At 61.0% G+C, this 11577-nt stretch carries 11 protein-coding genes; all 11 read left to right on the forward strand.

The annotated features are described in order from the left end of the window. The first annotated feature begins 111 nt into the window (after positions 1–111). Positions 112–1323 (forward strand): precorrin-6y C5,15-methyltransferase (decarboxylating) subunit CbiE, encoded by a 1212-nt coding sequence (gene cbiE / locus JFT86_RS03280; protein ID WP_201235699.1) that lies wholly within the window; start codon positions 112–114, stop codon positions 1321–1323. After that, entirely contained in the window at positions 1316–2413 is a 1098-nt protein-coding gene (locus JFT86_RS03285; RefSeq protein WP_201235700.1) for a cobalt-precorrin-5B (C(1))-methyltransferase, read from the forward strand. Before cbiE ends, JFT86_RS03285 begins: the two co-directional genes overlap by 8 nt. Beyond that, positions 2410–3138 carry a cobalt-precorrin-6A reductase gene (locus JFT86_RS03290; RefSeq protein WP_201235701.1) on the forward strand — a complete coding sequence of 243 codons (729 nt, stop codon included), beginning with the start codon at positions 2410–2412 and terminating at the stop codon, positions 3136–3138. The genes JFT86_RS03285 and JFT86_RS03290 overlap by 4 nt, the downstream gene beginning before the upstream one ends. A 158-nt stretch (positions 3139–3296) precedes the next feature. Continuing rightward, positions 3297–3599, forward strand: coding sequence for a type II toxin-antitoxin system RelE/ParE family toxin (locus JFT86_RS03295; protein ID WP_201235702.1), 303 nt, complete (start codon positions 3297–3299; stop codon positions 3597–3599). Positions 3600–3602: 3 nt separating this feature from the next. Then, positions 3603–3893 carry an addiction module antidote protein gene (locus JFT86_RS03300; protein ID WP_007914567.1) on the forward strand — a complete coding sequence of 97 codons (291 nt, stop codon included), beginning with the start codon at positions 3603–3605 and terminating at the stop codon, positions 3891–3893. Positions 3894–3990: 97 nt separating this feature from the next. Next, positions 3991–4389 (forward strand): DUF2946 domain-containing protein, encoded by a 399-nt coding sequence (locus JFT86_RS03305; RefSeq protein ID WP_201235703.1) that lies wholly within the window; start codon positions 3991–3993, stop codon positions 4387–4389. A 48-nt stretch (positions 4390–4437) separates the two neighbouring features. Continuing rightward, positions 4438–4917 (forward strand): copper chaperone PCu(A)C, encoded by a 480-nt coding sequence (locus tag JFT86_RS03310; RefSeq protein WP_201235704.1) that lies wholly within the window; start codon positions 4438–4440, stop codon positions 4915–4917. 21 nt (positions 4918–4938) lie between these two features. Then, complete coding sequence (locus JFT86_RS03315) at positions 4939–5385, forward strand: DUF2946 domain-containing protein (protein ID WP_201235705.1); 447 nt, start codon at positions 4939–4941, stop codon at positions 5383–5385. Positions 5386–5469: 84 nt separating this feature from the next. Next, positions 5470–7590 (forward strand): TonB-dependent copper receptor, encoded by a 2121-nt coding sequence (locus JFT86_RS03320; protein ID WP_201235706.1) that lies wholly within the window; start codon positions 5470–5472, stop codon positions 7588–7590. A 195-nt stretch (positions 7591–7785) separates the two neighbouring features. Next, complete coding sequence (locus JFT86_RS03325) at positions 7786–9165, forward strand: PepSY domain-containing protein (RefSeq protein ID WP_201235707.1); 1380 nt, start codon at positions 7786–7788, stop codon at positions 9163–9165. Between the two features lie 150 nt (positions 9166–9315). Next, entirely contained in the window at positions 9316–11439 is a 2124-nt protein-coding gene (locus JFT86_RS03330) for a TonB-dependent receptor (protein WP_201235708.1), read from the forward strand. Positions 11440–11577: the final 138 nt, after the last annotated feature.

Raw genomic sequence — 11577 nt, forward strand, 5'->3', positions numbered from 1 at the left:
GACCGGCTGCGTGGGAAAGGCGCTTCGCGGGCGAAGGCGCGGTATTATGCCTGCTTTGTCCGATGGCATGAAAAGTCTGCCCGTCGGAATGGCATGTTTAGAGGAATATAGATGTCACCCTGGCTGACGGTTGTGGGAATCGGTGAAGACGGCTTCAAGGGCCTGGGCAAAAATGCCCGGCGAGCCTTGATGGGCGCCTCGCGGATCGTCGGCGGCCAGCGTCAACTGGACCTGCTGCCGGTGTGCATTCGTGGCGAGCGGCAATTGTGGCCGAGTCCGTTTGCCCTGACGCCGGTACTTGAACGTCGCGGCGAATCTGTTTGTGTGCTGGCCAGCGGTGATCCGATGTTCTACGGCGTCGGCGCCAGCCTTTCGCGTCAGGTGCCGAGCGACGAGATGCTGATCCTGCCCGCGCCGTCCTCCTGTTCGCTGGCCGCCGCCCGTCTCGGCTGGCCGTTGCAAGAGGTGGTGACGTTGTCATTGGTCGCCCGACCGCTGGCAGCGCTCAACGCGCAACTGTTCAGCGGTGTGCGCCTGTTGTTGCTGAGCAATGATGGGCAGAGTCCGGCCGCCGTCGCGCAGTTGTTGCGCGAACGCGGGTTTGGTTCGAGCCGGATGAGCGTTCTGGAACAGCTGGGCGGCAATGCTGAGCGGCGGATCGACGGCAGCGCCAATGACTGGAACGACTCGCCGCTTGCCGATCTCAACGTCATCGCCATCGAATGCCTCGCCGACGCGAACACCCCGCGCCTGTCGCGACTGGCCGGCCTGCCCGACTCGGCGTTTCGGCATGACGGGCAACTGACCAAGCGCGACGTGCGCGCCATCACCCTCGCCCGCCTCGCGCCGACGCCCGGCGAACTGCTGTGGGACGTCGGCGCCGGCAGCGGCTCGATCGGCATCGAATGGATGCGCGCTCACCCGAGCTGCCGCGCATTGGCCATCGAAGCCGACGACGGTCGCCAGCAATTGATCGAACACAACCGCGACGCCTTGGGCGTGTCCGGCCTGCAATTGATACGGGGCCGTGCGCCGCAGGCACTCGCCGGACTGGAGCGCCCGGACGCCATCTTCATCGGCGGCGGCGTGACCCGCGACGGTGTGTTCGAGACCTGCTGGGAACAACTCAAACCCGGCGGCCGACTGGTCGCCAACGCCGTGACCCTGCAAAGTGAAGTCACCCTGATGAACTGGCGTGAACGCTTCGGCGGCGAACTGACGCGTATCCATGTCGCTCAGGCGCAACCACTCGGCGAGTTCGACACCTGGCGCCAGGCGTTGCCGATCACTCTGCTCGATCTGGTCAAACCTCTCGATGCGTGACGAAACCGCCGAACAACCCGCACCGCTGCGCAGTGGCCTGACCACCGGCAGTTGCGCCACCGCCACCAGCCTCGCTGCCGCTCGCCTGTTGCTCAGCGGGATCTCGGCCGACGCGGTGCAGATTGTATTGCCCAAGGGCAAGCAAGTGCAGATGCGTCTGGAGTTCTGTCGCCTGACCGCTGACGGCGCCGAAGCCGGGACGATCAAGGATGCCGGCGACGACCCGGACGTGACCCACGGCGCGCTGCTTTATTCGCGTGTGCAACTGAAAGACGAGCCAGGAATTCGCTTCAATGCAGGTCTTGGCGTCGGCACCGTGACCCGCCCCGGGCTGGTGCTGGGTGTCGGTGAGCCGGCGATCAACCCGGTGCCGCGCAAGATGATCAGCGATCACCTGAGCCTGCTCGCCGCCGAAACCGGTTATGCCGGCGGCTTCGACGTTACGGTCAACGTCGAGGGCGGCGAAGCGCTGGCGCTGAAAACCATGAACCCGCGCCTGGGCATTCTCGGCGGTCTGTCGATCCTCGGCACCAGTGGCATCGTCCGGCCATTTTCCTGCGCGGCTTACATCGCCTCGATCCATCAAGGCATTGATGTCGCCAGGACCAACGGCTATCTGCACATCGCCGCGTGCACCGGCAATGCCAGCGAAGACACCATGCGGCGGGTCTACGACCTGCCGGAAATCGCGCTGATCGAAATGGGCGATTTCGTCGGCGCAGTGCTCAAGCATTTGCGCAAAGTACCTGTGGATAAACTCAGCCTGTGCGGGGGGTTCGGCAAGATCAGCAAACTGGCGGCCGGGCATATGGATCTGCACTCAAGACATTCGAGCATCGACTTGCCACAGCTCGCTGAGTGGGCGGCGGCGATTGGTGCTGACGAAATCTTGCAGCAAAGCATTCGTGAGGCCAACACCAGCCAGCAGGCATTGGCGATGGCCAGTGCGGCGGGGATCGCACTGGGTGATGAAGTCTGTCGCCACGCGTTGAATTTCGCTCGCAGCGTCGTGCCGGCGCAGGTTCAGATCGAAGTGTTTGCGATTGATCGACAGGGTGGAATTGTTGGTCATGCCGGAGGTTTTCAATGAAGCGGATTCTGCTGCTGGGCGGTGTGACTGAAGCGCTGGCCATCGCCCGCACGCTGGGGCCGGAACACATTTACAGCCTGGCAGGAGTTGGCCGGGTGCCGACCGACCTTAGCTGCCAAGTGCGCGTCGGTGGCTATGGCGGCGCTGAAGGTCTGGCGCAATTCATTCGTGACCAAGGCATTGATCTGCTGTTCGACGCCACCCACCCCTACGCCGCGCAAATCAGCCAGAACGCCGCCATCGCCGCGCAACTGACCGGCATTCCTTGCTGGGCCTTGCGTCGCCCTGCCTGGCAGCCGCAACCCGGCGATGACTGGCGCGAAGTCAGCGATTGGGCCGAACTGATCACCGCACTCAAACCGTTTCGCCGCCCGTTGTTCACCCTCGGTCGCGAGCCGTTGCAACACCTCGACGAAATCCCTCTGGACCAGTTCTGGACCTTGCGCGCCCTGGATGTTTATCCGGGCAACGAACGCTGCGAAGTGATCGGCGCCCGCGGGCCGTTTCTGCTCGAGGATGAACGAGCGTTGTTCGAGCGGCGGCAGATCGATGTGCTGATCAGCAAGAACAGCGGCAGCACCGCCACCGAGCCGAAGCTGGAAGTGGCGCGCGAGCGTGGGGTGCCGGTACTTGTGTTGAAGCGGCCGGGGCTGGCGGCGGTTGATCGGGAGTTTGCATCTACGTCTGAAGTCCTTAAAGCCCTGACGGCGTCAGACTTTTCCTGACTTCAAATTTATCTGCGAATTTGCCTGCGAAATTTGAGGACGCAGCCGACTGTTCTTCACTCCCCCTCACTCCAATACTTCGGTTCCTTTAATCCAGACAAGCAGACAGCCAGGAAAAGCAGCTTGTCAGCTTGTATCCCAAGGAATACGATCCCGACATGATCGCCATTGAACGATCCCGCCTATTTTCCGAATGGCTCGACTCCCTGAAAGACATCACCGGTAAAGGTCGAATCATCTCCAGGCTTAAGGCAGCCGAATATGGCAACTTCGGCGACTGCGGGTTCGTCGGTGATACCGTTTATGAAATGCGTGTTCATTACGGCCCCGGTTACAGGATGTATTTCACACGTCGAGGTGAAGTGATTTATCTGCTGCTGATTGGAGGCGACAAATCGACACAAAAGAGAGACATCAAACGCGCCGTGCAGATGGCACATAACATCGGAAATGAGGAGTAAATCATGACCGAAGAATTCGCCCGTTTTGACGCCGCCGAGTACCTCAAAACTCCCGAGGACATGGCGGCATATCTGGACGCCTGTTTTGACGACGACGAAGGCGATGGCGTTCTGATCCGTGCTGCGCTCAATGATATCGCCCGGGCCCAGGGCATGACTCAAGTAGCACGGGACGCAGGTTTGGGCCGCGAAAGTCTTTACAAGGCGTTGAGCAGCACTGGCAATCCCGAATTCGCAACTATCATGAAAGTCATGAAGGCATTGGGTTTGAGATTGCATGCCGTAACGCTATAAAAGCGCTGCGACACCAAACCGCACGATGCTTTTTTACTTATCGGCCCTGATCAGGCTAAATAGCCGCGCCTGATCGCCCACCCAACGGATCTGTCCAATGAACCGACACCGGCTAGCATTTGCCTGGATCGCCTGCTTTGCAGTGCTGTTCAACATGCTCGCCATGCCGATGACGGGAGCGATGGCGCAAGCGGCCAATTCACCGGCCGAGCAATTGCTCTGGAGCAGTTTCTGCACCGGCAGCGGGACGAAGATGGTCGCGATCAACATCGGCACCACCGATCAGCAAGCCCCGCCCAACGACACCCATTCCAACATGCAGCATTGCTGGTGTTGCTCGGGCTCGGCACCATTGGTGGCGCTGCCGGGGCATTCGCCACAGCTGTATTTCGCCCGCTATGACAGCAATCGCAGCGTCGCGCCTGCCTTGCTGCAAGCACCCACGCCGCGCCAGCAATGGCCGAGCCTCAATCCCCGCGCTTCCCCTCTGGTTTGATTTGTTCGCGCAATTGACCTGCGTTTCAAATCGTTCTGGAGAACTGCCATGTTGAACAAACTTATCGTCATCGCCGCGCTGCTGGTGCCTGCGTGCTTCGCCCATGCCCACGAATACAAGGCCGGTGAGCTGGAAATCGCTCATCCGTGGTCGCAGGAACTGCCACCCAACGCGCCAACCGTTGCCGCTTATTTCGTGATCAGCAATCCCGGCAAGACCGACGATCGCTTGCTCAGCGTCGACTCGCCGATCTCGGGCAAAGCCGAGCTGCACGAGCACGTGATGCAGGGCGATCTGATGAAGATGCAGCAAGTGCCGAACGTGTCGGTCCCCGCTGGCGGCAAGGTGACCTTCGCGCCGATGGCCTATCACGTGATGCTGCTGGAGCTCAAAGACCGCAGTCTGCTGACCGACGGCAAACGCTTCCCGCTGACCATGCATTTCGAAAAGGCCGGTGAAGTCACCGTCGAAGTCGCCGTGCAGAAGAAGCCACCGGAAACAACGCAGGCTCACGCGCACGCTCAGTAAGCCTTTCGGCAGACTTCGCCCATGCGCCCGCTGAGCGCCAGGCCAACCCGGCAACGCCGTCAGATTGAACACCTGACCCGCGGCAGCTGGATTGCCCTGTTCGCCATGTTGATGATCTTCATCGGCCCACTGATTTCTCAGTCGATGCCGATGGATCAGCGCGCCTCGACGTCGATGCCAATGAGCATGGACATGTCGATGGACATGCCCGGCATGGATCACTCCGGGCACGGTGCAAAACCCGTCGCCGAACACTGCCCGCCGCAATCCTCACACCATGTGCTGTGGGAAAAATGCGGCTATTGCAGCCTGCTGTTCAACTGCCCGGCGCTGACCGGCGGCGGCACCTTCGCCACGTTCAGCATCGCCCACGTCAACACGTTCACCCCGCCCTCCCCGCGCCTGGGCCACGCCCGGCAAACCTTCTTCCCCGGCGCCCGCACCCGCGCCCCGCCCATCGCAGCGTAATCACCCACCACTGATTGCACACGGTTGAGAAGACAGCTTCAGGCTGCCGGCCGTGTCGTTTACGACTGTCTGATGGAAATTGTCATGTCCAGGTTTTCTGCTGTTCCGCGCTCGGGCGTTGCCCAGGCGTCCTTTGCCATGAACGAATCGCGGATTCGTTTCTCGCACGCCACCGCCGTCCTTTGCGGCGTATTGCTGTCCCCGCTGGTGCTGGCCGATGAGCACGCAGGCCACGTTGAAGAGATGAGTCCGACGGTAATTACCGGCATCGCGCCGAGCTCGCCATTGACCATCGTCACCAACCCCAAGGACCCGCGCCAACCGGTGCCGGCCAGCGATGGCGGTGATTATCTGAAGACCATTCCGGGCTTTGCCCTGGTGCGCAATGGCGGCACCAACGGCGATCCCGTGCTGCGTGGCATGTTCGGTTCACGCCTGAACATCCTCACCAACGGCGGCGTGATGCTCGGCGCCTGCCCCGGCCGGATGGACGCGCCGACCTCGTACATCTCGCCGGAAACCTACGACAAACTCACCGTGATCAAAGGCCCGCAAACCGTGCTCTACGGCCCCGGTGCATCGGCGGGCACGGTCTTGTTTGACCGTGAGCCAGAGAGCTTCGGCGAACTCGGCACACGAGTGAACGCGAGCATTCTGGCCGGCTCCCACGGACGCTTCGACAAAGTCGTCGACGCCGCTGCCGGTGGGCCATTGGGTTATGTGCGGGTGATCGGTAACACCGCGCACTCCGACGACTATCGCGACGGCAACAACGACATCGTCGGCTCGCGCTACGACAAGTGGAATGGCGACGTCGCGCTCGGCTGGACGCCGGACGCCGACACCCTGATCGAACTGACCGCCGGCAAGGGTGACGGCGAAGCCCGCTATGCCGGACGGGGTATGGACGGCTCGCAGTTCCTGCGCGAAAGCCTCGGTCTGCGCATCGAGAAATCCAACATCACCGACGTATTGGAGAAACTCGAGGCGCAGGTCTACTACAACTACGCCGACCATGTGATGGACAACTACACCCTGCGCAAGCCATCCGGCACCGGCATGATGGCCGGGCCGATGGCGTCGAACGTCGACCGCCGCACCCTCGGCGCGCGGATCAAGGCCACCTGGCGCTGGGCTGATATCCAGTTGATCACTGGCCTCGACGCGCAGACCAACGAACACCGCCAGCGCAGCGGCATGGGCATCGATACCTACAAGGATCAGCCCTACACCAAGGACGCCGACTTCCATAACTACGGCGTGTTCAGCGAAATGACCTGGTACGCCGCCGATCGTGATCGCCTGATCACTGGCGCGCGGATTGATCGCGCCTCGGCCAAGGATTATCGGCAGACCAGCGGCTCCGGAATGATGTCCCGACCGAATCCAACCGCCGATGAAACCCGCGCCGACACCCTGCCTAGCGGCTTCGTGCGTTACGAGCACGACTTGGCCGACAGCCCGACCACGCTCTACGCCGGGGTCGGTCACGCGCAACGCTTCCCGGATTACTGGGAGCTGTTCTCGCCGAAATCCGGCCCCACAGGCTCGCTCAACGCCTTCGATTCGATCAAACCGGAAAAGACCACTCAGCTCGACTTCGGCGTGAACTACAAGAGCGCCGATCTCGAAGCCTGGGCTTCGGGTTACATCGGCGTGGTGCGTGACTACATCCTGTTCGACTACACGCCGACGATGATGGGCATGAGCACTTCGCGCGCGGAAAACATCGACGCGCGGATCATGGGCGGTGAACTCGGTGCCGCTTACAACCTCACCGACAACTGGAAAGCCGATGCGACCCTGGCCTACGCCTGGGGCAAGAACAGCAGCGACGGCAAGGCACTGCCGCAGATGCCGCCGCTGGATGCGCGTTTCGGCCTGACCTACAGCGAAGACAACTGGAGCGCCGGTGCACTGTGGAGAGTGGTTGCCGCGCAAAACCGTATCGACCAGGACAAGGGCAACGTGGTCGGCAAGGATTACGACAAGAGTTCGGGCTTCGGCGTGTTCTCGCTCAACGGCGCCTATCGGATCAACAAGAACTGGAAGGTCAGCAGCGGCGTCGACAACCTGTTCGGCAAGGCTTACGCCGAACACCTGAACCTGGCGGGCAACGCCGGTTTCGGCTACCCGGCCAATGACCCGCAAGCGATCAATGAACCAGGGCGCACGTTCTGGACCAAGGTCGACATGAGTTTCTAAAACACCGGGTAATTTTCCCGATGTGAACACTGCCCCTGTGGCGAGGGAGCTTGCTCCCGCTGGGGCGCGCAGCGGCCCTTATCTTTATCTGAAGAGCAAGGGCCTGCTGCGCAGTCCAGCGGGAGCAAGCTCCCTCGCCACAGGTCAGCGTTTCAACCGACAACTAGAAGATCCAAGCCAAGCGGAGCAAACGTGATGAAACAGCCCAAACCGAATTTCTACAACCTGGCCTGGCGTTGGCATTTTTACGCCGGTCTCTTCGTCGCACCGTTCATGGTGATGCTGGCCCTGACCGGCATCATTTACCTGTTCAAACCGCAGCTCGATTCGCTGATGTACAGCAGCCTGCTCAACGTTCCGGCCGGTCATCACACCGTTCCGGCCGATGACCTGCTGCAACGGGTGAAAAGCGCCTATCCACAAGGCCAGGTGAAGCAATATCTGCCGCCAGCGAACGCCGAACGCAGCGCGCAATTCGTCGTAACCAACGCCGGTCACGAACTGAATGTGTTCGTCGATCCGTACCACGGCGACATCCTTGGAGAGCAGGATGCCAAGCAGAATCTGCAAGCCATCGCACGCGCCATCCATGGCGAATTGATGATCGGCACCGTCGGTGACCGATTGATCGAAATGGCCGCTGGCTGGGGCGTGGTGCTAGTGGTGTCGGGTCTGTTCCTCTGGTGGCCACGCGGCCAGGCTGCAGGAATTCTCTGGCCGCGCCTGAACAGTCGCGGTCGCGTGTTGTGGCGAGACCTGCACGCCGTCACTGGATTCTGGGGCGCGACGTTGTTGCTGGTGATGCTGCTCAGTGGCATGACCTGGACCGGATTCTGGGGCAAGCAATACGCCCAGGTGTGGAACGTGTTCCCGGCAGCGATGTGGGACAACGTACCGACCTCCGACGTCGAGGCCCGCAGCCTCAACAGCGCCACCCGTCAGACCGTGCCATGGGCGATGGAAAACACGCCGATGCCAATGTCCGGCGACCACGCCGAACACATGGCCCACAGCGGTATGCAACACGGTCCCGCCGCACCCGCCATCAGCCTGCAAGATGCGCAGAACATCGCTACGCAGCGCAAGGTCGAGCCGGGTTACAGCATCACTCTGCCGACCACCGCCACCGGTGTTTTCACCATCGCCGTGTTCGCCGATGATCCGCGCAACGACGCGACCCTGCATGTCGATCAATACACCGGCAAAGTCCTCGCCGACGTGCGTTTCGAGCAGTACGGCACGGTGGCCCGCGCCACGGAAATCGGCGTGATGCTGCATGAAGGCAAGATGTTCGGCACCTTCAACCAGATCGTCGTGCTGCTGATCTGCCTGATGATTCTGCTCAGCGCCGTCAGCGGCGTGGTGATCTGGTGGAAGCGCCGGCCACAGGGCAAATTCGGCGTGCCACCGCTGCGGCATGATTTGCCGAAGTGGAAAACAGGCGTGGTGATCATGCTGGCGCTGGCGGTGATTTTCCCGCTAGTGGGGGCTTCGCTGGTGGTGGTGTGGCTAATGGATCGGCTGCTGCTGTCGCGACTTGGCCGACAAGCTGAATCTGCCTCACCTTCATCATGAATCAGGCGAGATGCGTGTTCTAGACAGCTCTATAGAATACCGAGGCTTATAATTCGGCATTTTTTAGTGTTACTGTATAACTCTTATTTGCCCTTCTGCCCGCGGCCAAAAGCTGCGGGCTTTCTTTTGCAGAAGTGATTCACCGCCCCGATGAACAAGTACCTCTTGTCCAGCCTCTGCCTGTTCGTGATCAACAGCGCCCATGCCGATAGCCAACCGCTGACCCTGCCCACCGGCAACATCACTGCGCCGGCCGTTGACGAGGAAACCGTCAGCCTGACCACGCCGACCAGCGCCGGGTCGCGCCTGAACCTGACGGCCATGGAAACCCCGGCCAGCGTCGAAAGCCTCAGCGGCGAGCAGGTCCGCGCCCGTGGCGATCTAAGCGTGCAGGACGCCGTATCGCGCAGCACCGGCATCAGCCGCACCGGCACACCGGGCGATGGCGGCACGTCGTTACAGGCACGGGGCTTTACCGGGCAGAGTTCGGTGATGCAGTTGTATGACGGCAACCGGATGTACACCGGCATGGGCACGGTCACCTTCCCGGTCGACACCTGGTCGGTGGAGCGCGTCGATGTGCTGCGCGGCCCGGCCTCGGTGCTGTACGGCGAAGGCGCGACCGGCGCAGTGGTCAACGTGATCCCGAAAAAGCCGTTCGCAGGCGAGATCGAAAACCATGTGCGCGTCGGTTACGGCTCATACGACCGCCAGCAGCAGGCCTTCGACAGCGGTGGCTCGCTGACCGATACCCTGAGCTATCGCCTCAACCTCAATCGTATGCGCAGCAACGGCTGGATTGATCGCGGCGATTCCTCCAGCGACTTCATCAGTGCCGCGCTGCGCTGGCAGGCCACTGATGATCTGGCCTTCATCCTAGCCCATGACTATGGCGACCAGCGCCCGCAGAATTACTTCGGCACACCGCTGATCAACGGCCAACTCAAGGACAGTCTGCGCAACAAGAATTACAACGTGCGCGACGACAAGCAGCACTACAACGATCAGTGGACACGCCTGACCAGCGATTGGCAGATCAACGATTCGGTCAGCGCCAGCAATGAGCTGTACTACCTCAAGGCCCAGCGTCGTTGGCAGAACGCCGAGAACTACAACTTCAATGCCGACACGCAACAGCTGAGCCGCAGCGGTTACTTCGGCATCGGCCACAAACAGGAGCAGGTCGGCGACCGCCAGACGTTCACCTTCAAGCACTCGCTGTTCGGCCTCGACAGCCAGACCGTGACCGGTGTCGATTACAACCGCATTCGTTTCCAGCTCGACAGCAATTCGCCGTTCAACGACGTGTTGCCGAATGGCCAACCGCTGGATCTGCATCAGCCGCAACCAGGTTATTTCGAGAGCAGCAATCCGTACCGCGACCAGTTCGACAGCACCACCAAACAGATGTCGGTATTTGCCGAAAACCGCACGCAACTGAGTGAGCGCTGGTCGTTGGTAACCGGCGTGCGCCGTGATTACGTGCACGTGGACCGCAATGATTTGACCGATGGCAGCCAAAGCGACAAGACCCTGACCGGGAATAACTGGAAGGCCGGTCTGGTGTTTGCGTTGACGCCGCAGACGTCGTTCTACGGCCAGATGGCGACCAGCACCGATGGCATCGGTGGCTTGATTTCCCTGAGCCCGAATCAGCAGCAGTACGATTTGTCGACGGCCCGCCAGACAGAGATCGGCCTCAAACAAATGTTCTGGGATCAGCGCGGCGAGTTCACGCTGGCGGCCTATCGCATCGTCAAAAAGAAACTGCTGACGGACGATCCGGGCAACCCGACGCTCAAGCAGCAGGTCGGCCAGCAGTCGTCCAACGGCCTGGAAGCGAGCCTCGATCTGCAACTGCCACACGCCTGGCAACTGCAAGCCAACGCGGCGATTGTCAAAGCCAGGTACGACGATTTCTCCGAAGTAGTGAACGGACAGACCCTGTCGTACAACGGCAACCGCCCGGTGGATGTGCCGCGTCGGACCGCGAATCTGTGGCTGAACAAAAACCTCAGCGATGACCTGAAGGCCGGTGCGGGTGTGCGTTATGTCGATGCGCGTTACGCCGACATGGCCAACCGCAATGAGCTGCCGAGTTACACCGTGGTCGATGCGACCCTGTCGTGGAAAGCCTTGCGCAACACCACGCTGGGCTTGCAGGTGAACAATCTGTTTGACCGCCAGTACGCACAAAGCCAATACAATGAGGGCCAGCAGTGGATACTCGGCGAGCCGAGATCATTCTTCGTCACCGCTGATTACACCTTTTAAAAGCGGAAACACTCTTGTGGCGAGGGGATTTATCCCCGATGGACCGCGCAGCGGTCCCAAACCTGTAATCACGGTTTATCAGAAGACCGTATTCATCGATTTACGACGGCTTCGACGCCGATCGGGGATAAATCCCCT

It is taken from the genome of Pseudomonas sp. TH06 (assembly GCF_016651305.1).
Lineage (GTDB): Bacteria > Pseudomonadota > Gammaproteobacteria > Pseudomonadales > Pseudomonadaceae > Aquipseudomonas.

Bases quoted from the DNA above. Each gene is read 5' to 3' on its own strand.
- cbiE (WP_201235699.1), top strand. From the start codon at position 112: ATGTCACCCTGGCTGACGGTTGTGGGAATCGGTGAAGACGGCTTCAAG.
- JFT86_RS03285 (WP_201235700.1), top strand. From the start codon at position 1,316: ATGCGTGACGAAACCGCCGAACAACCCGCACCGCTGCGCAGTGGCCTG.
- JFT86_RS03290 (WP_201235701.1), top strand. From the start codon at position 2,410: ATGAAGCGGATTCTGCTGCTGGGCGGTGTGACTGAAGCGCTGGCCATC.
- JFT86_RS03295 (WP_201235702.1), top strand. From the start codon at position 3,297: ATGATCGCCATTGAACGATCCCGCCTATTTTCCGAATGGCTCGACTCC.
- JFT86_RS03300 (WP_007914567.1), top strand. From the start codon at position 3,603: ATGACCGAAGAATTCGCCCGTTTTGACGCCGCCGAGTACCTCAAAACT.
- JFT86_RS03305 (WP_201235703.1), top strand. From the start codon at position 3,991: ATGAACCGACACCGGCTAGCATTTGCCTGGATCGCCTGCTTTGCAGTG.
- JFT86_RS03310 (WP_201235704.1), top strand. From the start codon at position 4,438: ATGTTGAACAAACTTATCGTCATCGCCGCGCTGCTGGTGCCTGCGTGC.
- JFT86_RS03315 (WP_201235705.1), top strand. From the start codon at position 4,939: ATGCGCCCGCTGAGCGCCAGGCCAACCCGGCAACGCCGTCAGATTGAA.
- JFT86_RS03320 (WP_201235706.1), top strand. From the start codon at position 5,470: ATGTCCAGGTTTTCTGCTGTTCCGCGCTCGGGCGTTGCCCAGGCGTCC.
- JFT86_RS03325 (WP_201235707.1), top strand. From the start codon at position 7,786: ATGAAACAGCCCAAACCGAATTTCTACAACCTGGCCTGGCGTTGGCAT.
- JFT86_RS03330 (WP_201235708.1), top strand. From the start codon at position 9,316: ATGAACAAGTACCTCTTGTCCAGCCTCTGCCTGTTCGTGATCAACAGC.